This is a genomic window from Caballeronia sp. LZ019 (assembly GCF_031450825.1).
Lineage (GTDB): Bacteria > Pseudomonadota > Gammaproteobacteria > Burkholderiales > Burkholderiaceae > Caballeronia.
Window position 1 is genome coordinate 299,232 of record NZ_JARTVZ010000003.1, and the last position, 24,845, is coordinate 324,076.

Here is a 24,845-nt window from a genome sequence, read left to right on the forward strand (position 1 = left end):
TCCGATCCGACACATGAACCAATCGCCCCGGGCCTTTCTTCTCGGCCCGCTTCTCAAAAGCGTTTCGCGGTCTTTCTATCTGACGCTGCGCATCTTGCCGCCCGCGATGCGCGATCCCATCGGGCTCGCCTATCTGCTCGCGCGCGCGGCGGACACCATCGCGGATACGTCGCTCGTCACGCCGGCGCGCCGGCTCGACTTGCTGCTGTCGCTGCGCGCGCAAGTGAACGGCGCGCCGGACGACGGCGCGCTCGCCCGCATCGCCGATGAAGTCGCGGGGCAGCAAACACAGCCCGACGAACGCGTGCTGCTCGAATCGCTCGGACCCGCGCTATCGATTCTGAGCGACCTCGGCCCAGCCGATGCCGCCGCCGTGCGCGATATCGTGACCACGCTCAGCACCGGCATGGAGTTCGACCTGCGCACGTTCCCGGACGAAACATCCGGACAGATCGCGGCGCTCGATGCATTCGCCCAACTCGACCGCTACACGTATCTGGTCGCGGGATGCGTCGGCGAGTTCTGGACCAAGATGACCTTCGCGCACATGCCCGGCCTCATCCGGACGGCGCCCGACGTGATGCTCGCGCGCGGCGTGCGCTTCGGCAAGGCGCTGCAGATGACCAACGTGCTGCGCGATTGCGCACGCGATCTGCGCATCGGCCGATGCTATCTGCCCGCCGACCTGCTCGCGCGTCATGGTCTCGCGCCGCAAGACCTGCTGGCAGCGGATGCTTCGTCGCGTGCGCGGCCCGTCCTGGCGGAGCTGCTGCGCGCGAGCTTGCCGCTCTTTCAGGACGCGCTCGAATACACGCTCGCGATTCCGCCGCACGCCGTGCGACTTCGGCTCGCGTGCCTGTGGCCGATCATGATCGGGCTCGACACGCTCGTGCTTCTCGCCGGCAACGACGCGTGGCTCGATCCAGCGCGCATCTCCAAGGTCCGGCGCAACGACGTGTATCGCATCATGGCGACGTCGATGCCGCTCGTCGCATCGAACCGCATGTTGCGCGCGTGGGTGTCGCGCCGAATGAACGCGATCGAACTCGCGCTCTAGCGGCGCAATTCCGCGATGATCCGCTCGGCCAGAAAATCGCAAGGCGGCCGTTGCGATGCGGCGCTGCGCGCGAGCACCACTTCCAGCGCGGCGATTTCCGGCAGTCCCTGCGCTTGCCCGAGCAGCGTGAAATGCGCGGGCACGGCGCATTTGGCGAGCGGCGTGACGGCGAGCCCGGCTTCGGCCATCGTCAGGAGACCGAGCAGGCTGGGACTTTCATACGACGTGCGATAGCCGATGCGCGCCCGCTCCAGGCTTCGAATGGCGTTCTCTCGCGCGACGCTGCCCGGCAGGAACACGGCGATCGGCAGCGGCCGTTCGCGCCAGATGTCGGTCGCGCCGGGGGCGGCGGCCCAGACCATCGGCTCGTGGCGCAGGAACTCGCCGGAGATGCCTTTCACGCGCGTGGCGCAGACGAGATCGACGGCGCCGTCCTTCAGCATCGGCGCGAGCGCGGCGCTCGGCAAGCCGACCACCTGAATCTCGACCTTCGGATACGTCGCTGAGAACTTCTTCAGGATCGGCGGAAAGAGCGACGAGGCGTAATCGTCCGGCACGCCGATCACCACGCGCCCGGTTACGTCGGGGCGGACGACCGCCGCCCACGCTTCGTCGCGCAGCGCGATCATGCGGCGCGCGTAGGTCAGCAGCACTTCGCCGTCCTGCGTGGGCGTGACGCTGCGCGGCTTGCGCACGAAGAGCGCCTTGCCGAGCGCCGTTTCGAGCGTCTTGATCTGCATGCTCACCGCCGATTGCGACCGGTGCACGAGCCCCGCCGCGCGGCTGATGCTGCCGGTATCTGCGACAGCGATGATCATCGAGAGAACGTCCAGGTCGAGCGCTTTCATGAAGAGTCGGTGCGAGGCTTTGGTATCAGAAAATCTGAACGAATCTATCAATATTATGCGATTTTCTTTTAGCTTGCCGGGCGGCATAGTGCAGGAAAGGAGCCTACCGATGAACGCGCGTACCGATCCCGCTGTCCTCGCCGCCGTGCAAGCCATGCCCGAACCGTCGTTCGCGACGACCGCGTCGGGCCTATCCGTGCCTTACGTCGAATGCGGCGAAGGGGAGCCGCTCGTGTTCGTGCACGGCTCGCTGTGCGATTACCGCTACTGGTGCGCGCAACTTGCGCCGCTCGGCAAGCACTTCCGCGCGATCGCGCCGAGCCTGAGCCACTACTGGCCGGCCGTCGATGCCTTCGTGCAGGGCGAGTTCGGCTGGCGCGCGCACGTCGACGAGATCGCCGAGTTCATCGTCGCGATGGACCTGGCGCCCGTGCATCTCGTCGGGCATTCGCGCGGCGGCTGCATCGCGTTCCATCTGGCGCGCGAATATCCGCGGCTTGTCAAGACGCTGACGCTCGCGGATCCGGGCGGTCCGCTGCAGACATCGGCGCAGGCGTCCGCTGCCCTCGCCACCCTCCCGCCCGCAACGAACGCGCTGCGTGCGCGCGTCGCGGAGTTGATCGAACAGGGCGATTTCGACACCGGTCTCGAAATGTTCGTCGATTCGGTGAGCATGCCCGGCTTCTGGCAGAAGAGCACGGAGAGCTTCCGCCGCATGGCGCTCGATAACGCGCTCACGCTGCCGAAGCAGTTCCGCGATCCGCTTCCCGCCTACACCCGCGAGGCGGCGCGCGACATCAAGTGCCGCACGTTGCTGATCGACGGCCAGAGAAGCCCGCGCATGTTCCGCAACAACGTCGACAAGCTCGTCGAATGGATCGAATTCGCCGAACGGCAGACGATGGCGGGGGCGTCGCACGGAATGAACGTGGCGAGTCCCGCCGCGTTCAATCGCGCGGTGCTGGGCTTCGCGGGCGCGTGGTAATCGCCGGCGGACGAACGGTCGGGCTTTCCGTCATACATTTTCGTTGCGTGTTGTGACAACGCAACCGTGAGCGCGTGGCTGCCGGGCTAAGATCGTTGCCACCTCATTGCCTTCGCGAGGCGCATGTGAGCACCGGGCACGACGATCTCGACGCATGGAAGCGCCAGCGCACCGTCACGCTGGCGTTCGAACTGGCCGATAGCGGCCGCTGCGAGCACTTCGGCGATATCGCCTACACGCTGCAGTTCGAGCGCGGCTTGTCGATATCGCTCATCGACGATCCCGCCGTGCGCCGCCAGCTCAACGAGCGATGCGCCGATGCCCGCGAGGCGCTCGCGCCCGAACCGGAACCGCCCGAAGCGCCCGAAACCGTGACGACGCGAGCGCAAACGCCTTCGCTGCTGCGCCGCGCCGCATCCGCGCTGCGGCGATCCGGCACGCTCGCCAGCGGCCTCCGGTCCGCCGCGTCCTGACCATCAATTGCGCCTTTTCTAGCCAAATCGCCGGGCAAATGGCGGATTTGCACGAGAGTTGCGCGTCTCAAAACCTGTAAACTCAAGAAAGTAGAACCAGAAGCCCGGACACGCACCGCGCGTGCGGTCCGGCGTTTGAACTTTGAGGAGGAAATGCTCGTGGCTAACGAAAAGATGCTGGCGCAGATGGCGGAGAAGCAGGGTTTCATCGCCGCTCTGGATCAAAGCGGCGGTTCGACACCCGGCGCGCTGCGCCAATACGGCATTGCGGACGACGCCTACAACGGCGATGCCGAGATGTTCAAGCTCATGCACGAAATGCGCGTGCGCATCATGACCGCGCCGGCCTTCACGGGCGAGAAGGTCATCGGCGCGATTCTGTTCGAGCGCACGATGGACGGCGAAGCGGAAGGCAAGCCGGTGCCCACGTTCCTGTGGGAAGACCGTGGCGTCGTGCCGTTCCTGAAGGTCGACAAGGGTCTCGAAGCCGAAGCCGACGGCGTGCAGATCATGAAGCCGATCCCTGGCCTCGATGAACTGCTTCAGCGCGCGGCGAAGCTCGGCGTGTTCGGCACGAAGATGCGCTCGGTGATCCATCAGGCGTCGGAGAAGGGCATCGCGGCGGTCGTGAAGCAGCAGATCGAAGTGGGCGAGCAGATCATCGCGCAAGGTCTCGTGCCGATCCTGGAACCGGAAGTTTCGATCAAGAGCCCCGACAAGAAGGGCGCGGAAAAGATTCTTCGCGATGAACTGCTGAAGGGCCTCGACGCGCTGCCGGAATCGAGCCGCGTGATGATCAAGCTGACCATTCCGGACGAAGCAGATTTCTATCGCCCGTTGATCGAACATCCGCGCGTCGTGCGCGTCGTGGCGCTGTCGGGCGGCTACACGCGCACCGATGCGTGCAAGCGTCTCGCCGAAAACCACGGCATGATCGCGAGCTTCTCGCGTGCGCTGATCAACGAACTGAAGCAGTCCATGAGCGACGACGAATTCAACGCGACGCTCGCGGAATCCATCGACGAGATTTACGAGGCATCGGTCGAAAAGGTCTGAAGCTCACCATTCGATGTCAGAAAACGCGCCCGTTTGCGGCGCGTTTTTTCATGGTCGAGCGCAATCCTTCCGATCATTAACTGGGGTTTGTCAGCCCTTCTGCACTCTCGTTCGCTTCCTATACTTCCTGCATGGGACGCGAACCGCGATCGCATAGAGCGTGTTCCGCAGGCTCGCGGCCGTCCCGGGTCACGGCACGCGTGCCGGAATCATCGTCGACGACCACCATGAAAGACCTCGCCTGGAACATCTTCATTTCGGTATCCTTTATAACGGCGATCGCGATGCTCTCGTGCACCGTCATCACCTATCTCGATCTATGGCAGTTTCACGGCGACGCGCGTCGCCATGACGAGCCGTTGCGTTTCCGCTTGCTTCGCTCCACCTGGTTCTTCTACTTCAACGCCTGTACGTGCCTCACGTCGGTAGCGGCGCTGCTTTATGTCACGTGACCGATAGCGGGAAGCCGCCTGCAAAGGCCTCGCGCAAGTATCCGATGAAGAGCGCGACCGCTCGCGGGACATGGGGCGCGTAGGGGCGCACGACATAGAGCTGATCCGCGAAAGCGCCTACCGGACGCCAGTCCGGCAGCAGGACCACGAGCTTGCCGGCCTGCACGGCGGCCTGCGCGGTGAAATCGGGCAACAGCGCGATGCCGAGATCGTCCAGCGCCGCGTCGCGCAGCAATTCGCTGTTGTTCGCCGAAAACGCGCCGTTGACCGCGAGCGTGTACGGCCCCGATGCCGTCTTGCGCGCGCCCTTGCGCACGAACGACCAGATGCTTGCCGCCTGCGTGCGCGGGTAGAACAGGCAGTCGTGTACGGCCAGATCGGCGGGCGTCGCGGGCGTGCCGCGCCGTTTCAGGTACGCGCGCGTCGCGACGATGACCGAGTGCGTATCGCACAGCTTCCATGCGACGTGCGTCTCCGGCGCGTGCGCGCTGTGGCGGATGGCGAGGTCGAAGCCTTCGGTGGCGATCGACGTCAGCCGGTCCGACGCCTCAAGCTGCACGCGCACTTCAGGATGCGCGTGCAGAAAGCCCGCGAGCTTCGGCGTCAATTGCTGCCGTGCAAAAGCGACCGGCGCGGTCACGCGAATCAATCCCCGCGCGATGCCCGCCATTTCCCTCACGCCCGAAAAGCTCGCGGCGATATGTTCATACTGCACGCGCGTTTCATCGACGAGACGCCGGCCTGCTTCCGTGAAGCGCACGCTGCGCGTGGTGCGTGTGACGAGCGGCACGCCCGCCGCGCGTTCCAGTTCGGCGATGCGCTGGCTCATGGCTGCCTTGCTGACGCCGAGCCGCGCCGCCGCCGCCGTATAGCTGCCTTGTTCGGCGAGCACGGTGAGCCAGTGCAGATGCGTCCAGAGCGCCTCGATCTTTTCGTCTTCCATGCGCCGATTGTTTGCAAGCGTGAACAATGAGTTCAATCATAGCGTCTTTGCAGCGCCCGCAACGCTTCTTACACTTATCACATTGCCAAAACCATTCCGCAGACGGGAGACGAGATGCAAGCCTTCAACGATACCGCCGATGTCGTCCACTACATTCACGGCGAGCGCGTGAACGGCTCGGGCGCGCGCTCGCAGCCGATCTTCAACCCGGCGACGGGCGAACGTCCCCGCAAGCTCGTGCTCGGCGAAGCCGCGGATGTCGAAGCCGCCGTCGCGAGCGCGAAGGCCGCGTTTCCCGCCTGGCGCGACATGCCGCCGATCCGTCGCGCGCGCGTCATGCAGCGCTTCCTGGAGCTGATGAACCAGAATCGCGATGCACTCGCCGCGATCATCACCGCCGAGCATGGCAAGGTCTTTTCGGATGCGCAGGGCGAAGTGACGCGCGGCATCGAAGTGATCGAATTCGCGTGCGGCATTCCGCAACTGCTGAAGGGCGATTACACCGAACAGGTTTCCACGGGCATCGACAACTGGACGACGCGCCAGCCGCTCGGCATCGTCGCGGGCATCACGCCGTTCAACTTCCCGTGCATGGTGCCGTGCTGGATGTTCCCGGTTGCCATCGCAACGGGCAATGCGTTCATCCTGAAGCCGAGCGAGCGCGATCCGTCGGCATCGCTTTTCATGGCGGATTTGCTGAAGAAAGCGGGCCTGCCCGACGGCATCTTCAACGTCGTGCAGGGCGACAAGGTCGTCGTCGATGCGCTGCTCGAACATCCCGATGTCCGCGCGATCAGCTTCGTCGGCTCGACGCCGATCGCCAATTACATCTATGAAACGGGCGCGAAGCACGGCAAGCGCGTGCAGGCGCTCGGCGGCGCGAAGAATCATATGGTTGTGATGCCGGACGCCGATATCGACCAGACCATCGATGCGCTGATCGGCGCGGGCTACGGCTCGGCCGGCGAGCGCTGCATGGCGATATCGGTGGCCGTGCTCGTAGGCGACGTCGCCGACAAGATCGTGCCGCGTCTCGCGGAACGCGCGCGTCAGCTCGTCGTGAAGAACGGCATGGAGCCGGATGCGGAAATGGGCCCGATCGTCACGCGAGCCGCGCTGGATCGCATCGAAGGCTACATTGCGATGGGTGTCGACGAAGGCGCGCAACTCGTTGTCAACGGACGCGGCCTGAAGGTCGAAGGTCACGAAGACGGCTTCTTCACTGGCGGCACGTTGTTCGATCACGTGACGCCTAACATGCGCATCTACAAGGAAGAGATTTTCGGGCCGGTGCTCGCATGCGTGCGCGTAAAGGACTTCGCGGAAGCCGTCGATCTCGTGAACGCTCACGAGTTCGGCAACGGCGTCGCCTGCTATACGCGCGATGGGCACGTCGCCCGCGAGTTCGGCCGGCGCATCGAAGTGGGCATGGTCGGCATCAACGTGCCGATTCCGGTGCCGATGGCATGGCATGGCTTCGGCGGGTGGAAGCGCTCGCTTTTCGGCGACATGCACGCGTACGGCGAAGAAGGCGTGCGCTTCTACACGAAGCAGAAGTCGATCATGCAGCGCTGGCCGGAAAGCACGGAGAAGGGCGCGGAATTCGTGATGCCGACTTCGAAGTAACTCCGTAACGCATGAACATGACGCCCGCTTCTCCGCAAAGGACAAGCGGGCGTTATGCTTTGCGGATGACAGCACTCACGAGGGACCTTTCCATGACCAATGCATTGCTGCAAAGGCTCGGCATTACGAAGCCCATCATTCAGGCGCCAATGGCGGGCGTCAGCACGCCCGCGCTCGCGGCGGCGGTGTCGAATGCGGGCGGGCTCGGCTCGCTCGGCGTCGGCGCGATGAATGCCGACGCCGCGCGCAAGACGATTCGCGAAACACGCGCGCTCACCGACAGGCCGTTCAACATCAACGTGTTCTGTCATCGTCCGGCGAAGGCGAACGAAGCCATCGAGAAGGCATGGATCGACTGGCTTGCGCCGCGCTTCGCGCAATACGATGCAAAGCCGCCGCAAACCCTCGGCGAAATCTATACGAGCTTCGTCGTCGACAAGGACATGCTCCATGTCTTCCTCGAAGAGAAACCGGCCGTCGTCAGTTTTCATTTCGGACTGCCACCGACCGGGACGATTGATGCCTTGCGCGATGCGGGCGTCACGCTGATCGCATCGGCAACGAACGTGCGGGAAGCGCAAAGCCTGGCCGATGCCGGCATGGATGCGATCGTCTCGCAGGGCATCGAAGCGGGCGGCCATCGCGGTCTCTTCGACGTGAACAGCGACGACGACCATCTCGGGACCTTTGCGCTCACGCGTCTGCTCGCCAGCAAGTTCGACGTGCCTGTGATCGCGGCAGGCGGGATCATGGACGGCGCAGGCATCGCGGCGGCGCTTGCGCTCGGCGCGCAGGCCGCGCAATTGGGCACAGCGTTCGTGCCGTGCACGGAGACATCGATCGATGCGGGTTATCGCCGCGCCATTCTCAGCGATGCCGCGTATCGCACGACCTTCACAGCGGCAATCTCCGGACGCGCGGCGCGCGGGCTCGTCAACAAGTTCACCGACCTGGGGCGCAACGCCGATGCACCGCAGAACCCGGACTATCCCATCGCGTATGACGCCGGCAAGGCACTGCATGCCGCCGCCAAAGCGAAGGGCGACTTCGGCTACGGCGCGCAATGGGCGGGGCAAGCGGCGGCGCTCGCACGCGAATTGCCCGCCGCCGAACTGATGGCGCGGCTCGTCGCGGAGCTGGATGAAAGCATCGCAGGACTGCAGCGTTATTCGAGCGCGCGCTAAAGTATTCGTGCTATTTGCATCACGTTGACGCTGTAAAGCTAAGTCGAAACGCTTCGTTGGTCAGTTGTGCAGGGAATGCTTCAATGTCTTCTCCCCGCCGCACACCATAACCACGGAGCCTTCGATGTCCGATACCGCCTCGCTCGTCAACGCATCTTCCACGGATGCCGCCCGCCAGCCCGCTGCATCGCATGAGCCGTTTCAGGTCCGCCCGATAGGCGGGCGCATCGGCGCCGAGGTGCGCGGCGTCGCGCTGTCCGCCGATCTGGACGATGCCGCCATCGGCGCGATCAACAGCGCGCTGCTCGAGCATAAGGTGCTGTTCTTTCGCGGCCAGTCGCATCTCGACGACGACGCACAGGAAGCCTTCGCCGCGCGCTTCGGCGAGACTGTCGCGCATCCGACGGTGCCTTCGCTATCGAGCGGAAGCCGTCTGCTCGAACTCGATTCGAAGCACGGCGCACGCGCGAATTCGTGGCATACGGATGTGACTTTCGTCGATGCCTACCCGAAGATTTCGATTCTTCGCGGCGTCGTGATTCCGCCCGCTGGCGGCGATACCGTGTGGGCCAACACAGCCGCCGCCTACGCGAACCTGCCGGCGGCATTGCGCGACCTCGCGGACGGCTTGTGGGCGCTGCATACGAACGCCTACGACTATGCGGCCTCGCGCAATACCCCGGATAGCGACGCCGACCGCGAATACCGCAAGCAATTCACTTCGACGCTGTACGAGACGGAGCATCCCGTGGTGCGCGTGCACCCGGAAACCGGAGAGCGGACGCTCGTGCTGGGTCACTTCGTCCAGCGCTTCCTGGGCTTGTCGCAGCGCGATTCCGACCGGCTCGCCGCCATCTTCCACGATCACGTGACGCGCCTCGAAAACACCGTGCGCTGGCGCTGGACGCAGGGCGACGTGGCCATCTGGGACAACCGCGCTACGCAGCACTATGCCGTCGCCGATTATGGCGATGCGCATCGCGTGGTGCGGCGCGCGACCGTGCATGGCGATGTCCCCGTCGGCATCGATGGACGCACAAGCCGCAGCGTCCGACAAGAGACGCGTACTCATTAATCCAGCAAGCGATCATGCCGATGACACTCATCAAACGCAGTATCGTTGCATTGCTGGGCGTCGCGCTGATCGGCGCGGCGCAGGCGGCCGAACCCGAAGTGGTCCGCATCGGCGTGGCGCAGCAAGGCTCGGGCGATCCGCCGACCTTCGGCGGTTCCCCCGCCGCGACCGCGCAATTGCAGCATCGCGTGGAAGATGCGCTGCAGACCGAGCACGTCAAGGTGCAGTGGATCTTTTTCAAGGGCGCCGGGCCGGCGGTCAATGAAGCGCTCGCCAACAAGCAGGTCAACTTCGCGTATCAGGGCGATCTGCCTTCGGTGCTCGGACGCGCGAACGGGCTCAAGACGCACGTCCTGCTGGCATCGAACGTGCGCTCGGGCGTGTATCTCGCGGTGCCGCCCGACTCGGACATCAAGGGCGTCAAGGACCTGAAGGGCAAGCGCGTCGGAATATTTCGGGGAACGAATCTACAGCTCGTCGCGGATAACGTGCTGAAAGAGAACGGCCTCACCGAGCGCGATCTGCGCGTGATCAATCTCGATACCGCGGCGGCGCAGGCCGCGCTGGCATCGAAGGGTGTGGATGCCGTTTTTCTCGATTATTCGCTTTTCAAGCTGCAGCGTCAGGGGCTTGCGAAGATCGTCTATGCATCGCGCGATGGCGGCTTGCAGCTGACGCGGCAGGCCCACTTGCTCGTGCTCGACGACTTCGAGCGCGCGCATCCCGAGACGGTGCAGAAAGTGGTGACGTCGGTGGTGCAGGCGGCGCAATGGTCGTCGGATGAAGCGAACCGCAACGCGCTGTTCGCGCTGTGGGCCAAAGCCGGCGTGCCGGCTGAATCGTGGCAGTCCGAGTATTCGAATCAGCCGATGAAGGACCGCATGTCGCCGCTGATCGATCCGTTTCTCGTCGCGCGATACCAGGCCGTCGCCGACGATGCGCTGCGCCTCAACCTCATTCGTCAGCCAGTCAGCGTGAACGGATGGTTCGAGCCCAAGTATCTGGAGCAGGCCATCAAGACGCTGAAGCTCGATGGCTACTGGCCGCGCTTCGACGCAAGCGGAAAGCCGCTCGCGTAGGACAAGGAGATTCGAATCATGGCGAACACGCTTTCGCGCGCCCTTCCTTCAACGCATCGCGCGAAGTCGGTCGGCGCGGGGCCCTGGCGCATTATCGGCTGGACGGCGCTGCCCTGGCTCCTGCCGCTCGCATGTGCTCTGCTGTGGGTGCTCGGCTCGCGCAATGGCTGGATCTCCGCGCAAGTGCTGCCGCCCCCCGCTCTCGTGTTCGATACGCTGGCATCGCTCGCAAGAAGCGGTGAGCTGTGGATGCATCTCGCGGCCAGCATGTCGCGCGTCGCCGTGGGATTCTTCGGCGGCGTGGCGCTGGGGGTCGTGCTCGGCGCGATGATCGGACTATCGCGCTCGCTCGAAGCCTACGTGTTGCCGAGCTTCAATGCGATCGTGCAGGTGCCCGTGCTCGGCTGGCTGCCGTTCCTGATGATCGTCGTCGGCATCGGCGAGCCGCTCAAGTACCTGCTGATCGGTCACGCTGCGCTCGTGCCTGTCACGCTCGGCACGCTGCAAGGATTTCGCAGCACGCCGTCGGCGTGGCGCGAAGTTGCGTCGGTGTATCGCTATTCGCGCTGGCAAACGGTCCTTCACGTGATCCTGCCTTCCGCCATTCCGATGATCGGCACCAGCGTGCGGCTCGCGTTCACGAAGGCGTGGCTGACGCTCGTCGTGGTGGAACTCGTTGCGTCGTCGGAAGGGCTCGGCTATCTGATCGTGTACGGGCGCCAGCTCTTTCAACTGGACCTCGTGCTGGCGGCGGTGCTTATCGTCGGCACGATCGGCTATCTTGCGGATCGTTCGCTGACTGCGCTCGAACGCAAGCTCGATCGCGCAGGCGCTCGTTAAAGGAGTCGCAATGTCGGCATTGGATCTCGAAGCAGCCCGGTTAGACGATCCGCTAGTAAGGAAGCCGAATCGATGGCGCGGCGCCGTTTTGCCGCTCGCCGCGCTCGCGTTGTGGTGGTTCGTATCGCGTCATGCACAGCCGGGGCATGGCGTGATGGTCTCGCCCGCGCAAGTGCTGCACACCGCGATCGAACAGGCGAGAAGCGGCTCATTGCTTCGCGCGATGTCGGCATCGCTTGCGCGAGAACTGACAGGCTTCGCCATCGGCGCGGCGCTCGGTCTTGCACTCGGCGCGCTGCTCGGCATGTCGAAGATCGCCAACCGTGCGATCGGGCCGAGCTTCAACACCTTCAAGCAGGTCTCGTTGTTCGCATGGATCCCACTCATCTCCGTGTGGTTCGGCTTGGGCGATGTCGCGAAAGTCGTGTTCCTGTCGCTGGCCGCGCTGGTGCCGGTCGTCGTGCATACCAGCGATGGATTTCGCGCGGCGCCGCCGCAGTGGATCGAAGTGGGGCGCACGTTCGGCTATGGCCGCGTGCAGACGCTGCTGCACATCGTGCTGCCGGCCGCGGTGCCGTCGATCTTCACGGGCGTCTATCTCGCGCTCATCTACTCGTGGCTCGCGACGCTCGGTGCGGAGTATCTGCTCGTCGCGGGCAGCGGCATCGGCAATACGTTAGTGGATGGCAGCGAGCAATTCCGCATGGATCTGGTGATGTTCGGCGTGATCGTGGTCGGCCTGACGGGCTGGGCGCTGAATGCGCTTGCACGCGCGGTGCAGCGTCGATGGTTCGACGCATCGCGCTACGTTTGAGGAGATTCGTTTCTATGGCAACGGTATCGACGATGGCAACCCGGGACGGCAGCCTCGCGCTTCGTCACGTGAGCAAGCGTTTCGCTGGCGATGACACCGCGCCCGTGCTCGACCGCATTGATCTGCATGTGGAAAGCGGCGAGTTCGTGAGCATCGTTGGGGCGAGCGGCTGCGGCAAGTCGACGCTACTGCGCCTCATCGCCGGTCTCGACGATGCCTTCGATGGCGAGATCGACTTCGGCGGCGAGCGCGTCGTCTCGGCGGACCTGTCGCGCGGCATCGTGTTTCAGGACCATCGGCTGTTTCCGTGGCTGAATGTCGAGCAGAACATCGCGGTCGCGTTGCGCAATGCGCCGCTATCGAAGGACGAAAAGGCCCGTGCCGTCGCCGAGCATGTCGCGCTCGTGGGCTTGCGCGGGTATGAGCGGCATCATCCGCATCAGTTGTCGGGCGGCATGGCGCAGCGCGTGGCGATTGCGCGCGGTCTCGTGAATCGTCCGCGTCTCTTGCTGCTGGATGAGCCGTTCGGCGCGCTCGATGCTCTCACCCGTGCGCGCATGCAGGATGAACTGCAGCGCATCTGGGCGACGGAACGGATCACGATGGTCCTCGTCACCCATGACGTGGAGGAAGCCGTCTTGCTGTCCGATCGCGTCGTGGTGATGCAGGCGCGGCCGGGGCGAATCGCCGAAGTCGTCGATGTCGCCGTGCCGCGTCCCCGAAAACGCGCCGATGCGAAGCTCGCGCTTGTCAGGGATCGCATCGTCGCCGAGTTCTTTTCCGAAGCCTGAATCAGGGCGCCGATGCAGGCGCTTCGCTCACTGCTTCGCTGGCGGCTTCGGGGCTCGAAGGCAATAACGGCGGCATCGTCTGAAAGACCGGTGGCTGAGCAGGCGCTTCTTCGGTCACTTCGGCTTCGGGTTCGGCAGGCGCACGCTTCACGCGAGCCGGCTTTTGCGTGGTCGTCTGGCCGGGCTTCGCCGTGGTCGGCTTCGCATCGTGGCCGAACGTCTCGTCGATCCATCCGCGCAAACGCGTCGTGAACGTCTGCCATGCGCTCGGCGGCGTCTGGATGTCGAAGCGCGCGCGGGCATCGATCAAATGCGAACGCAGCGCGCGCCGCGTGAAGTCGCCGACCATCGGCAACGCGCTATGCGCGCCTTGTCCCCAGTAGTCGCTGCGCAACGTGACGCGGCTATCGTTAAAGCCGACCCACGCGCCCGCGACCAGTTGCGGATGCATCAGGATGAACCAGCCATCCGCGTTGTCCTGCGTCGTGCCGGTCTTGCCCGCCACATCGGCGCGAATGCCGAAGCGCGTGCGAATGGCCGCGCCGGTGCCGCGATTCACCACGTCGCGCATGACATCGACGAGCTTGTGCGTCGCATCGACCGATAACGCGCGCTCCGGCGTGCTGTCGAACTGTGCGAGCACTTCGCCCTGCCTGTTTTCGATGCGCGTGACGAAGAGCGGCTCCATGTAATTGCCGTCGTTCGCGATGGTCCCGTACGCCGAGACCATCTCCTTCAGCGTGACCGGGCTCGTGCCGAGCGCAAGCGACGGCACTTCGTCGAGACGGCTCTCGCGCACGCCCATATCGCGTGCGAGCCGTGCGACGCGTGCGGGGCCGACCGTCTGCATCAATTGCGCGGTGATGCGGTTTCTCGAATACGCGATGCCGTCGCGCAAGCTGACCGCGCGGCCACTCGGCGGCGCTTCGTCGGTCGGATGCCAGGTTTCGTCGCCTTTGACGGGAATCGTCACGTCCTGGTCGATCAACGTATCGGTCGGCATCGCGCCGCGCGCGAAAGCCGCGCCATAGACGAACGGCTTGAACGTCGAGCCGGGCTGGCGGCGGGCCTGCTGAACGTGATCGAACGGGTCCTGCGTGAAGTCGCGGCTACCGACCCATGCCTTGATCTGGCCGGTGCGCGGATCGAGCGCGAGAAACGCGGCCTGCACGCGCGTCTTGTCTTCGCAGAGCGCACGCATGAAATTGCGATCCGCAATCAGATGCTTCAACGCATCGGCATCGTTCGCGCCGGCATCGCGGGCCTTTCGATAGTCGCCCGTCTCGCGGATGAATGCGCGCGTCAGATCCTCGTTCGCGCTCGCGCAGCCGCCGCGCCCGCCCCATGCCGCATTCGCGATCGATTGCAACTGATTGCCCTGCCACATCAGCGACTGAGTCGCCATCGACTGCAGACGCGAATCGATCGTCGTCCGAACGATCAGGCCATCGGAGTAGATATTGAAGTCGTTGTCATCGGCCCATGCGATCAGCCATTTGCGCAACTGCTGCGCAAAGTGCGGCGCGCGTCCCGGCTCCTCGGTCTGCCGCTCGAAGTCGATGCGCAGCGGGCGCTTCTTCAGGGCATCGAGCTTCGCGGGCGCGAGATGACCGAAGCGCACCATCTGACCGAGCACGATGTTGCGCCGATCCAGCGCGCGCTCCGGATTGATGACGGGGTTGTAGTAGCTGTTGCCCTTCAACATGCCGATGAGCGTTGCGCTTTCGAGCACGTCCAGTTGGCCGGCGGACTTGTCGAAATAAGTACGCGCGGCCATTTCGATGCCGTAGGCGTTATACAGGAACGGCACCGTGTTCAGATACGTTTCGAGAATCTCGTCCTTCGAATAAACGGCTTCGATCTTGAACGCGGTGATCGCTTCCTTCATCTTGCGCGTGAGCGTCTGCGAGCGGCCGACTTCATCCGGGTACAGGTTCCGTGCGAGCTGCTGCGTGAGCGTCGAGCCGCCCTGACGATCACCCGAGAACGTATGCAGCGCCGCCGAAGCGGTGCGCCGCCAGTCGATGCCGTGATGCTCGTAGAAACGCCGGTCCTCTGTTGCGATGAGCGCATCGATGACGTTCGGCGATATCTGCTTCAGGCTCACCCATTCACGATGCGTCGGCTTGAACTCGGCGAGCAGCTTGCCGTCGGCGGAATAGATCTGTGCGGGTTGATCGACCTTGGCTTTGCGAATGTCGCGGATGCCGGGGGTAAACGGAATCAGCACCAGCACATAAAGGAGGAACAACGCGGGCAGCAGAAGCAGCGTGCGGGGCCGCAGATGCGGGCGCAGCCGGACCGCGAGTCGGGTCAGCGCTGCGCGCGCGAGGGCTTTGAATTCGGACGCGGTCAAAACGAAACGGCGGGGCCGGACAGGGAAAAGACTGCATCGTAACGCATCTTTACATGTTCCCCGCCGGCGTTTTATCGCAAGATCATGCCTTGCGGACGAATTCGGACTTCAGGCTCATTGCGCCGAAGCCGTCGATCTTGCAGTCGATATCGTGATCGCTATCGACCAGGCGGATATTCTTGACCTTCGTGCCCATCTTGACGACGCCGCCCGAGCCCTTCAGTTTCAGGTCCGTGATGACGGTGACCGTGTCGCCGTCCTGAAGGATGTTGCCCGCCGAATCGCGATACACCTTGGCGGCGGCGTCCGGGGCGTCCCCGGCTTGCGCCTTCCATTCGTGCGCGCATTCGGGGCAGATGTAGACGCCGCCATCTTCATAGGTGAATTCGGAATGGCATTGCGGGCAGGGAGGGAGGGCGTTCATCGGTAATCCTGTGTTGCTGGTTCAAAGCGCGAGAGTATAGCGCCGCGCGTGCAGCCGATTACGAGCCTGCATTATCACGCTGTTGCCAGCCGAGTCCAAGACTCTTTTGCAGCGAAACGAAGTCCTTCAGCAATTCCGCCTGCGCCGCGACCACGTCCTGTTGCGCGGCGAATTGCGTGCGTTGTGCATCGAGCAGATCGATCAATGTCGATACCCCCGCCGTATAGCGTTGACGCACGAGCGTGGCCGAACGTTCGGACGAAGCCTGCACCTGCTGAAGCCGCACCACATGTTCGCGCTGATTGCCATAACGCGAGAGCGCGGAATTGGCGTCCTTCAGCGCAGCGAGCACGGTCTTCTCATAGCGCGCCTCGGCTTCGTCGCGCGACGCCTTCGCTGCATCGACGTTCGCGGTGGTGCGGCCGAAGTCGAACACGTTCCATTGCAGATACGGCACGCCCAGCCACGAGAAGTTCTGCTTTCGCAACAGATGGCCGGGGTCGGCAGCGGAGAAGCCGATATCGCCGAGCAAAGACACCTTCGGGAAATAATCGGCGATGCGCTCGCCGATCTGGGCATTGCTCGATGCAAGACGCCGTTCAGCCGCGCGAATGTCGGGGCGCTGCTGGAGCATCGTCGCGGGATCGCTGATGGAAACCGATGCGGGCAACGCAGGCAACGGCGCGGCCGGCGCGAGTTCGGCATCGAGCGCGCCAGGTGCGCGGCCCGTGAGCACGGCGAGTTGGTCCAGCGAATCGGTGATCTGAACCTGCAGCGGCACGAGCGTCGCGCGCGTCGTATTGACTTGCGTGGACAGGCGTTCGACATCGACTTCGGCCGCCGTGCCGCGTGCGCGCCGCTGCTCCGTAAGCGTCAGCATCTGCTGCTGATATTCCGCGGTGCGCTGGGCGAGCGCGAGACGTTCCTGCTGATCGCGCAGGTCGATATACGCCGACGCCACTTCCGCCGCAAGCGACACTTGCGTATCGGAGAGATCGGCCTGAACGGCGTCCGCTTCGCCGGATGCCGCTTCGATCGCGCGCCGCGTGCCGCCGAAGAGATCGATTTCCCAGGAGGCATCGAAGCCCACGGTGTAGAAATCGACGGGCCCGCGACCGCCTGAGCCCTCGGATTGCCCGAGGAACGACGTATCGGGCGAACGCATGCGCAACGCCGCGGCGGATGCCGACACCTTCGGCAACTCGCTCGCCTGCTGGCCGCGCAACTGCGAGCGCGCCTGCCGCAGACGCGCTTGCGCCATCTTGAGGTCAGGGTTGTGCGCGAGTGCGGCATCGATCAGCAAGTTCAGCTGCGGATCGTTGAGCGCGGCCCACCATGCAGCGGGCGCATGGGTCGTCGCAATGCCGTCGAGCGGCGCACGCACGAAGACGCCGCTACCTACGGATTCAGAGGCGACATCCGGCGCACCGCGATAGTCGGGGCCGACCGTGCACGCGGCAAGCGCGAATGCGGCGAGCGGCAGCAGCCGGGCGAACGAAAAGGGGCGTGGTGGCATCGTTGAGTGATTCATTGCATCAGTGTCCGGCCGATGGCATTTCGCCGGGCTGCGGCTTCGGCGTCTTCAGGAGCAGCGCGAGCGGCAGGCATGCGAGCAGTGCGATTGCGAGCACATAGAACGTTTCGGAGTACGTCATGACGATGGCTTGCTGGCTGATCTGCATCGACAGTTGGCCGAGCGCCTGCAGTTTCGCGTGCGCCATGTCGCCGGTCTGCGCGAAGAAACCGGCCGCGCTGCCGGCAATCCTTTCCTGGCCGATGATCGAATTCGCGGTCACGGATTCGCGGATGGCCGCGCCGTGAAAGTCGTTGCGCCGGTCGATGACCGTGCCGAGAATCGCGAGTCCGACCGATCCGCCCAGATTGCGCGCCATGTTGTAGAGGCCGGCGGCATCGCCTGATTCCTCGCGCGAGACCGCGGCCATCGAGGCCTGGTTGAGCGGCATCATCGCGAGCATCTGCCCGAAGCCGCGCAGAATCTGCGACCAGAAGAAATCGTGACCGACGCTTTGCGCGGTGAGCGAAATGTCGAGCAGGCAGCTTGCGGCGAAGAACAGCAAGCCCGCAATGACGAGCACGCGGGAATCGACCTTGCCGAGCAGGCGTGGCAGCACCGGCATGATGAGAAACGCGGGCACGCCGGATATCAGCATGATCGAACCGGACTGAAACGCGTTGTAGCCCGCGACGATGCTCAGGAACTGCGGCAGCAGGAACGACACGCAATACAGCCCCGCGCCGACCGCGAACACGATGAAGATCACGCTCGCATAGCGCGGATTGCGCAGCAGCGACAGCCGCACGATAGGCTGCTTCGCGACGAACTGCGACACCGCGATGAGGATGAAGCCGAACACGGTGATGCACGTCAGCATGACGATTTCATGCGACTCGAACCATTGATTGCGCTGGCCTTCTTCGAGCACGACCGTGAGCGAGCTCAGACCGATAGCCAGCCCCGCGATGCCGATCCAGTCCGCCTTGAAGAACGCTTCCCACTGCGGCCGATCCGCCGGCAGGCCGGTCACGAGCAGCACGGCAAGCGCGACGCCCACCGGCAGATTGATGAAGAAGCACCACGACCACGAAATGTTCTCCGCAAGCCAGCCGCCCAGCACGGGGCCGAGCAGCGGCCCGAGCAGCACGATCAGGCCGAAGATGGTCATGCCGACGGGCATCTGCTCGCGCGGCAGCCGCGTGCGGATGATGGTCTGCGCGGTCGGGATCATCGCGCCGCCGGTGAACCCCTGGCCGATGCGGCCCGCGACCATCATCGGCAGGGAATTGGAGAGGCCGCACATTACCGAGAACAGCGTGAAAAGCACCGCATTGCCGAGCAGAAAATTGCGCAGCCCGAACACGCGCGTGAGCCACGCGGCAAGCGGAATCATCACGATTTCCGACATCAGATAGCCGGTGGAAATCCAGGTGCCTTCGGTGCCGGTCGCGCCGATTTCGCCCTGAATCTGCGGCAGCGCGGAGTTCGTGATGGAGATGTCGAGCGTGGCCATTAACGCGCCGAGCGCGCCCGCCGTGACCGCGATCCAGTCGGTGGCGCTCGCGCGGGCTTGCGCTTTCGCGTCAGTCATGGCGATTTTCAGCGGCGATGCGCTTGCTTTCGTCGGTTGCGGATTTCGTATCGACATCGACGGTCACGGACAGCCCCGGCAACAGCACCTTGCGCGTTTCCGGCCCCGTGTCGATGCGAATGCGGACCGGCACGCGCTGCACGATCTTCGTGAAGTTGCCGGTTGCGTTCTCGGGCGGCAGCAGCGCGAACTGCGCGCCCGTGCCGGGCGAGAAGCTCTCGACGACGCCGTGCAGGTCGGTGCCCTTCAGTGCGTCGACGTGCAGCGTCGCCGGTTGCCCGACGCGCATGCGGCCCACTTGCGTTTCCTTGAAGTTGGCTTCCAGATAGACCGTCTGCACCGGCACCACGGTCATGAGCCGCGTGCCGGGTTGCACGTACTGGCCGACGCGGACTGAACGATCGCCGACGCGCCCGGCGAGCGGGCTATACAGCGTGGTGTCGTTGAGATCGAGCTTCGACTGATTCAGTTGCGCCTCTGCTGCTTCCATTTGCGCGCGGGCCTGGACGATCTGCGCTTGCGTCGCGCCGATCTGCGTGGCGGCGGAGCGGGCTGCGGCCTGATTCGCGGCGAGCGTGGCGCGCGCCTGATCGCGCCTGCTGACGAGGCTTGCAAGACGCTCTGCGCTTTCCGCGCCGGTCGCGACGAGCGGACGATAGCGCGCCACGTCGTCTTCCGCGTGCTGCAGGCTCACGCGCGAGACTTCGGCCTGAGCCTTCGCCTGATCCGCGTTGGCCTGCTGCTGCTTCAGCTCGGCTTCGGCGCGCTGGATGTCCGCGGCGCGGGCATCCAGCGTGGCCTTGGCCTGATCGAGCGATGCCTGATACTGCCGCGTGTCGAGCCGCGCGAGCGGAGCACCGACCGCGACGGCCTGATTGTCTTCGACGAGGACTTCGGTGATATAGCCGCTGACCTTCGGCGCGATGGTCACGCTATCGGCCTTCAGATACGCGTCGTCCGTGCTTTCGACGAAGCGGCCGACGGTCCACCACCGAAGCCCCCATGCGATGGCAACGACGGCCGCGACGATGCCGACGATAATGAGCAAGCGCCGCCGCGAGGGCTTGCCTTGCGTGGCCGCATTGGAATCGCCGCCTTGTGTGGGCGCTGCAACTGCCATGTTTTCTCCGGAGATTCGTGAGCGCGCGCGAGGGACGGCGACTCATTCGAGGCGGCGCATGCGATGTGAAGGTGCACGCCGTTGCGCTCGCCAAACTAGACGATGTCGTCTAGTATGCACGAATGTAGACGCGAGCGTCTAGTTTGATCAGATCATGGACACAAGATGACGAAGCAGCGCCACGACCGCGACACCGAAGACCACGACTCCGGCCGCGCCAGCGCCGCCCGCTCGCCGTTGCAGGCGCGTGGCCGCGCGAGGATCGAAGCCGTTCTCGACGCGACGGCGGAACTCATCGTGGAAAAGGGCTTGCCTGGCGTGACGATGCACGGCGTCGCGCGGCGGGCGCAAACGCCCATCGGCTCGATGTATCACTTCTTTCCGGACCGCGAGAGCCTGTTGAGCGCGCTGTGGGACCGGCACATGGCGGCGACCGGCGAGATCGACGACGAACTCGGCCAGATCGATAACGAAACGTGGCGCGCGCTGTCGTCCGAGGCGGTGATCGATCGCTTCATGACGCCGTACATCACCTATCTCGAGCAGAATCCGGATTGCCTGATCCTGATGACCGTCATGCCGCACGACGACAACAAGAAGCGCGATGCCGGCACGCTGAGAAAGGTGGTCGATGCGCGCATGCCGCACGTGAAGCCCGCCGAGCGTGCGCTCTATGTCGAAATCCTGCGTGCGCTCGCGAGCGGCTCGCTCGCCATCAAGCTGCGGCCTGCAATGGGCGACGTGCAGCTCGCCAGGCGTTATCTGCGTGAGGTGAAGCGTGCGCTGGCCGCTTATCTGGCGGCTGTCGAGGCTTCGGTGCTGAAATGAAGCGGCGGCAGGCCGCCTCCTTTCGAACCGCATAAAAGCCAATACAAAACAAAAAGGCGTTCGTCTGGCGGCGGATACGCGAACGGCTTCAGCAACGACGCGTTCGCGCTATCGGCCGCCAATCTCTATGCAGCCACGCAACCGGGCGGATCGCTGTGTGGCCTGAACAACTCGAATCCATTCGATGCGCGCTTTCTCGAACAGGGAAGCGGCATCGGGCGCACGCTCGGGGGCGTCATCACGTTCGGCGGCGGCGTCGCGCTTTATGCGGGCGGCAAGGTGATCGGCGGGCTGGGCGTGAGCGGCGACAGCGCATGCGCCGATCATATCGTCGCATATCGCATGCGCAAGCTCGCGGGGCTCGGGGGCGTGCCCGCCGGCCAGGGTCCGGGCAATGCGGACAACATCGCCTGTTCGACGGGCGCATCGCCGATGGGCTTCGAACGTCCGCATTGTTTTCCCACTGACACGCGCGCGCTTCCTGTCGCTCATAGCCGGTAAAATGCCACGCCCGCCGTCATTCCGGCCGCGCCGTGCGCCACCCGCGCACGCCGGCGCCACGGCGGGCATGCGCCCCACGAAGGCAAGCCTTTCGCAGTTCTCTTCGACCGCAAAGCCGCAGCGATTGCCGGCTCACGCGTCATTGCACCCATCAGCACACGACTTTCGAGGAACGCTTCAAATGCTTGCCCGCATCACCCGTCTTTTTCCGCTCTGGGCGGTCGTGGTTTCGATCGCCGCTTACCTCTCGCCTTCGTCCGTGACCGGCATTGCGCCGCACGTCACCACGCTGCTCACCATCATCATGCTGTCGATGGGCGTCACGCTTTCCATCGATGACTTCCGCCGCGTCTTCACGCGCCCCGCGCCCGTCATCGCGGGCATCGTGCTGCATTACCTCGTGATGCCGCTCGCAGCATGGGTGATCGCGAAGGCGCTGCGCATGCCGCCCGATCTCACGGCGGGCATGGTGCTCGTCGGCAGCGTCGCGAGCGGCACGGCGTCGAACGTGATGATCTATCTCGCGCGCGGCGACGTGGCGCTGTCCGTGACGATCAGCGCATTGTCGACGCTCGTCGGCGTGTTCGCGACACCGCTGCTCACGCGCCTCTACGTCGATGCGTCCATCGCCGTGGACGTGCACGGCATGCTGATGAGCATTCTGCAGATCGTCGCGCTGCCGATCGTCATCGGGCTGGTCGTGAATCACCTGCTCGGCAAGTTCGTGCGCAGGATCGAGCCGGTCCTCCCCATCATATCGATGGTCTCGATCCTGCTCATCATCGCCGCGGTGGTCGGCGGAACGCAGAAGAGCATCGCGTCGGTCGGCGTGGTGGTGGCGCTGGGCGTGGTGCTGCACAACGGCATCGGCCTGTTGGGCGGCTATTGGGGCGGCCGCCTGCTCGGCTTCGACGAAGCCGTCTGCCGCACGCTCGCGATCGAAGTCGGCATGCAGAATTCCGGCCTCGCCGCGACGCTCGGCAAGCTGTATTTCACGCCGATCGCCGCGCTCCCCGGCGCGTTGTTTTCCGTGTGGCACAACCTGTCGGGCTCAATGCTGGCCGGCTACTGGGCGGGCCGTCCGGCGAAAGGATCGACGCGTGACGCCGATGCTCCCGGCGTCGCGGCGCGGCAGAACTAAGCGGTCAGGGCCGGGCGAATGCGCTCGGCCAGCGCTTCCAGCGCCGCATCGTCGGCCCGCGTGCGGCCGTGCTGCCTGAGCGGCACATCGCGCCAGCGCGGAATCATGTGGAAGTGGATGTGCGGCACCGTCTGACCGGCCGCCTCGCCGTTGAACTGCGCGATCAGCATGCCATCGGGTTGCAGCGCATCCCGCACCGCTGCCGATACGCGCTTCACCTCGCGCATGCATTCGGCGAGCGCGGCATCGGATACATCGTGGACGGTGGCGGCGGGCTCTTTCGGAATGACGAGCACGTGCCCGTCCGATTGCGGCATGACATCCATGAAGGCGAGCGTGTGCTGCGTCTCGCGCAACCTGATGCACGGCAGTTCGCCGCGAAGAATGCGGGCGAAGATGTTGTTCGGGTCGTATTGCATGGGCGGCTCCGTGGAAGATACCCGAGTGTAGTGCGTCCGGATGGCGGGCGATCGCACGGCCTTTCGCGATGACAGGCAAAATACGCGTTCGACCTGACCGCCGCTCCCATGAACCCTGCCAACCCCGACCGCTCCTTCGCCGCCGTTCGTGAATCGAATTCGCCGCGTTTCCTGCTGTTTCTCGTTTGCTTCTTCGCGTCCGCTGGTCAGCTTGCCATCGACATCTACGTGCCCGCGCTTCCCGCGATGGCGCGTTACTTCGCCACGTCGCCCCAGGCGATCCAGTCGAGCGTGTCCGGCTACATGGCGGCGTATGCGCTCGGCCAGCTGATTTTCGGACCCGTCGCCGATGCTTACGGCCGCAAGCGTGTGCTTGCCTTCGGCCTCGTGATCTTCACGCTCGGCTGCCTGCTTTCGCTCGCCGCGACGAACCTCGAAACGTTTCTGCTCGCGCGCTGCATGCAGGGCTTCGGCATCGCGACGACCAACCTGCTCGCGAAGACCATCATCACCGATTCGTTCAAGGGCCAGGCGCTGTTGCACGCGTTCACCTATATGTCGATCGCATGGGGCCTCGCGCCGATCGTCGCGCCGGTGATCGGCGCGCACCTGCAGACGCTGTTCGGCTGGAAGTCGTGCCTCGTATTCCTGCTGCTTTACTCGATCGTGATGTGGTTCCTCGTCTGGCGCTATCGCGAGACCTTGCCGCGTCCGGTGCGTCTTGCGCCGCGCACGCTCGTGACGAACGCGGGCAAGGTGCTGTCGAGCCCGGTGTTTCAAAGCTGCTTCCTCGCGCAAGGACTGTGCTACAGCATCCTGCTCGTGTTCAACATCGTCGGCCCGTTCATGGTGCAGAACACCTTGCACAAGCCGCCGACTTACTTCGGCTATCTCGCGCTCGGCATCGGCCTGGCGTACTTCCTCGGCGGCCTCTCGAACCGCGTGCATGGTCCGCGATTGCCGAGCGCGGAGCGGCGGCTGCGTATCGGGGCCTGCACGATGGCCGTCACTTCCATCGCCATGCTGCTGCTTGCGTTGACGGTCGGCCTGCGCGTGTGGACGCTGGCTGTGCCCGTGCTCGTGATGGGCTTCTGCGCCGGCGCGATGTATCCGACGCTGATGGCCAAGGGCAATTCGCTGTTCCCGCATATCGCCGGGCTGACGAGCGCGATTCTCGGCTGCGCGTTGCTGCTCGTTTCATCGGCGATGATGGGCCTCGCCGGTTTCGTATCGGTGCATGTGCTCGCGCCGCTCGCGGTGTTCTTCGTCGCGCTGGCGTTCACCGTCGTCTGGATGGTGACGAAGCTGTTGCGGCATCTCGAGCTGGCGCAAGCCGAGCCCGTCATGCAGCGCGAGGCCTGATATGGCGCATGGGTTGCTGGTGTCGCGTACAGATGTCCCACGCTCCCGGAGCGACCGTAATGAATCGAGCTGCATCCATCCGCAAGCGAATGGCGCTCGTGTGCGCGTTGACGGCAGCCTGCGCGTCGCCTTCGTTCGCCGATACCGCGCCGCCCCCGGTCACCGATGCAACGCGCGAACGCATCCAGCAGGACCTCGCGCAATACCGCTGCGCGGGCTTCAATCCGATGGCCGACGAGATCACCTACCCGGCCGATGTCGAAGCGGCCACGCAACGCCTGCAGACGAGCGGATGCCCGAACTCCGACGCGGCGGGAAACTCGTCGAAGCGGCGCAGCGGGCAATCGAAATGATCGCGGGGCGC

General features: G+C 64.6%; 25 protein-coding genes and 1 pseudogene. 18 read left to right on the top strand and 8 right to left on the bottom strand.

Features of this window, described 5'->3' with window-relative positions; genetic code table 11:
* Positions 1 to 13 precede the first annotated feature (13 nt).
* Positions 14 to 1,057, top strand: coding sequence for a phytoene/squalene synthase family protein (locus P9255_RS09880; RefSeq protein WP_309768068.1), 1,044 nt, complete (start codon positions 14 to 16; stop codon positions 1,055 to 1,057).
* On the opposite strand, the gene P9255_RS09885 is transcribed toward P9255_RS09880, so the two are convergent.
* Positions 1,054 to 1,905, bottom strand: coding sequence for a LysR substrate-binding domain-containing protein (locus tag P9255_RS09885; RefSeq protein ID WP_309768066.1), 852 nt, complete (start codon positions 1,903 to 1,905; stop codon positions 1,054 to 1,056). The genes P9255_RS09880 and P9255_RS09885 overlap by 4 nt on opposite strands.
* A gap of 109 nt (positions 1,906 to 2,014) precedes the next feature.
* Here P9255_RS09885 and P9255_RS09890 point away from each other — a divergent pair, with 109 nt between their 5' ends.
* From P9255_RS09890 to P9255_RS09905, 4 genes are all read left to right on the top strand, one after another.
* Positions 2,015 to 2,890 carry an alpha/beta hydrolase gene (locus tag P9255_RS09890; protein WP_309768065.1) on the top strand — a complete coding sequence of 292 codons (876 nt, stop codon included), beginning with the start codon at positions 2,015 to 2,017 and terminating at the stop codon, positions 2,888 to 2,890.
* A gap of 125 nt (positions 2,891 to 3,015) precedes the next feature.
* Positions 3,016 to 3,363: a hypothetical protein gene (locus P9255_RS09895; protein ID WP_309768063.1), complete on the top strand. Its 348-nt coding sequence runs from the start codon at positions 3,016 to 3,018 to the stop codon at positions 3,361 to 3,363.
* 153 nt (positions 3,364 to 3,516) lie between these two features.
* The gene (locus tag P9255_RS09900) at positions 3,517 to 4,419 is read left to right on the top strand and encodes a fructose bisphosphate aldolase (protein ID WP_404980303.1); all 903 of its coding nucleotides are present in this window, start codon (positions 3,517 to 3,519) and stop codon (positions 4,417 to 4,419) included.
* Between the two features lie 227 nt (positions 4,420 to 4,646).
* Positions 4,647 to 4,871, top strand: coding sequence for a hypothetical protein (locus P9255_RS09905; RefSeq protein WP_309768060.1), 225 nt, complete (start codon positions 4,647 to 4,649; stop codon positions 4,869 to 4,871).
* Here the strand turns inward: P9255_RS09905 and P9255_RS09910 are convergent.
* Positions 4,864 to 5,814, bottom strand: a complete 951-nt coding sequence (locus tag P9255_RS09910) for a LysR family transcriptional regulator (RefSeq protein ID WP_309768059.1) — start codon at positions 5,812 to 5,814, stop codon at positions 4,864 to 4,866. The two genes, P9255_RS09905 and P9255_RS09910, sit on opposite strands and share 8 nt — an antisense overlap.
* A 114-nt stretch (positions 5,815 to 5,928) precedes the next feature.
* Between P9255_RS09910 and P9255_RS09915 the strand changes: the two genes are divergently transcribed.
* The 7 genes from P9255_RS09915 to P9255_RS09945 all read left to right on the top strand — a co-directional run bounded on the left by P9255_RS09915 (position 5,929) and on the right by P9255_RS09945 (position 13,223).
* Positions 5,929 to 7,440, top strand: coding sequence for a CoA-acylating methylmalonate-semialdehyde dehydrogenase (locus tag P9255_RS09915; RefSeq protein WP_309789428.1), 1,512 nt, complete (start codon positions 5,929 to 5,931; stop codon positions 7,438 to 7,440).
* A gap of 92 nt (positions 7,441 to 7,532) precedes the next feature.
* Entirely contained in the window at positions 7,533 to 8,624 is a 1,092-nt protein-coding gene (locus P9255_RS09920; RefSeq protein ID WP_309768056.1) for a nitronate monooxygenase, read from the top strand.
* Positions 8,625 to 8,748: 124 nt separating this feature from the next.
* A complete protein-coding gene (locus tag P9255_RS09925) occupies positions 8,749 to 9,699 on the top strand; it encodes a TauD/TfdA family dioxygenase (protein ID WP_309768054.1) in 951 nt (316 codons plus the stop codon).
* 20 nt (positions 9,700 to 9,719) lie between these two features.
* Positions 9,720 to 10,778: an ABC transporter substrate-binding protein gene (locus P9255_RS09930; protein ID WP_404980304.1), complete on the top strand. Its 1,059-nt coding sequence runs from the start codon at positions 9,720 to 9,722 to the stop codon at positions 10,776 to 10,778.
* Between the two features lie 18 nt (positions 10,779 to 10,796).
* Positions 10,797 to 11,618, top strand: coding sequence for an ABC transporter permease (locus P9255_RS09935; RefSeq protein ID WP_309768053.1), 822 nt, complete (start codon positions 10,797 to 10,799; stop codon positions 11,616 to 11,618).
* A 10-nt stretch (positions 11,619 to 11,628) separates the two neighbouring features.
* On the top strand, positions 11,629 to 12,432 hold the full coding sequence (locus P9255_RS09940; protein ID WP_309789429.1) for an ABC transporter permease: 804 nt from the start codon (positions 11,629 to 11,631) through the stop codon (positions 12,430 to 12,432).
* A 32-nt stretch (positions 12,433 to 12,464) separates the two neighbouring features.
* Complete coding sequence (locus P9255_RS09945; RefSeq protein WP_309768048.1) at positions 12,465 to 13,223, top strand: ABC transporter ATP-binding protein; 759 nt, start codon at positions 12,465 to 12,467, stop codon at positions 13,221 to 13,223.
* Position 13,224: 1 nt separating this feature from the next.
* On the opposite strand, the gene P9255_RS09950 is transcribed toward P9255_RS09945, so the two are convergent.
* Positions 13,225 to 15,579 (bottom strand): transglycosylase domain-containing protein, encoded by a 2,355-nt coding sequence (locus tag P9255_RS09950; protein WP_404980305.1) that lies wholly within the window; start codon positions 15,577 to 15,579, stop codon positions 13,225 to 13,227.
* Here P9255_RS09950 and P9255_RS27275 point away from each other — a divergent pair.
* Positions 15,494 to 15,775: pseudogene (locus tag P9255_RS27275) on the top strand (glycogen debranching N-terminal domain-containing protein); the annotation flags it as partial. The gene P9255_RS09950 and the pseudogene P9255_RS27275 sit on opposite strands and share 86 nt — an antisense overlap.
* On the opposite strand, the gene P9255_RS09955 reads toward P9255_RS27275, so the two are convergent.
* From P9255_RS09955 to P9255_RS09970, 4 genes are read right to left on the bottom strand one after another with little or no spacing between them, the layout of a single operon-like run.
* Positions 15,662 to 16,003, bottom strand: a complete 342-nt coding sequence (locus P9255_RS09955) for a zinc ribbon domain-containing protein YjdM (RefSeq protein ID WP_309789430.1) — start codon at positions 16,001 to 16,003, stop codon at positions 15,662 to 15,664. The pseudogene P9255_RS27275 and the gene P9255_RS09955 sit on opposite strands and share 114 nt — an antisense overlap.
* A 58-nt stretch (positions 16,004 to 16,061) precedes the next feature.
* Entirely contained in the window at positions 16,062 to 17,519 is a 1,458-nt protein-coding gene (locus tag P9255_RS09960; protein WP_404980306.1) for an efflux transporter outer membrane subunit, read from the bottom strand.
* Positions 17,520 to 17,538: 19 nt separating this feature from the next.
* Entirely contained in the window at positions 17,539 to 19,110 is a 1,572-nt protein-coding gene (locus P9255_RS09965; protein ID WP_309768045.1) for an MDR family MFS transporter, read from the bottom strand.
* Positions 19,103 to 20,230, bottom strand: a complete 1,128-nt coding sequence (locus P9255_RS09970; protein ID WP_309768043.1) for an HlyD family secretion protein — start codon at positions 20,228 to 20,230, stop codon at positions 19,103 to 19,105. The genes P9255_RS09965 and P9255_RS09970 overlap by 8 nt, the downstream gene beginning before the upstream one ends.
* A 165-nt stretch (positions 20,231 to 20,395) precedes the next feature.
* Here P9255_RS09970 and P9255_RS09975 point away from each other — a divergent pair, with 165 nt between their 5' ends.
* The 3 genes from P9255_RS09975 to P9255_RS09985 all read left to right on the top strand — a co-directional run bounded on the left by P9255_RS09975 (position 20,396) and on the right by P9255_RS09985 (position 22,700).
* Positions 20,396 to 21,058 (top strand): TetR/AcrR family transcriptional regulator, encoded by a 663-nt coding sequence (locus P9255_RS09975; RefSeq protein WP_309768041.1) that lies wholly within the window; start codon positions 20,396 to 20,398, stop codon positions 21,056 to 21,058.
* 213 nt (positions 21,059 to 21,271) lie between these two features.
* A complete protein-coding gene (locus tag P9255_RS09980; RefSeq protein ID WP_404980318.1) occupies positions 21,272 to 21,559 on the top strand; it encodes a heme-binding protein in 288 nt (95 codons plus the stop codon).
* 181 nt (positions 21,560 to 21,740) lie between these two features.
* Complete coding sequence (locus P9255_RS09985; RefSeq protein WP_309768040.1) at positions 21,741 to 22,700, top strand: bile acid:sodium symporter family protein; 960 nt, start codon at positions 21,741 to 21,743, stop codon at positions 22,698 to 22,700.
* On the opposite strand, the gene P9255_RS09990 is transcribed toward P9255_RS09985, so the two are convergent.
* Positions 22,697 to 23,119: an HIT family protein gene (locus P9255_RS09990; protein ID WP_309789432.1), complete on the bottom strand. Its 423-nt coding sequence runs from the start codon at positions 23,117 to 23,119 to the stop codon at positions 22,697 to 22,699. The genes P9255_RS09985 and P9255_RS09990 overlap by 4 nt on opposite strands.
* A 108-nt stretch (positions 23,120 to 23,227) precedes the next feature.
* Between P9255_RS09990 and P9255_RS09995 the strand changes: the two genes are divergently transcribed.
* Entirely contained in the window at positions 23,228 to 24,481 is a 1,254-nt protein-coding gene (locus P9255_RS09995) for a multidrug effflux MFS transporter (RefSeq protein ID WP_309768252.1), read from the top strand.
* A gap of 59 nt (positions 24,482 to 24,540) precedes the next feature.
* Complete coding sequence (locus P9255_RS10000) at positions 24,541 to 24,834, top strand: DUF4148 domain-containing protein (protein ID WP_309768037.1); 294 nt, start codon at positions 24,541 to 24,543, stop codon at positions 24,832 to 24,834.
* Positions 24,835 to 24,845 lie beyond the last annotated feature (11 nt).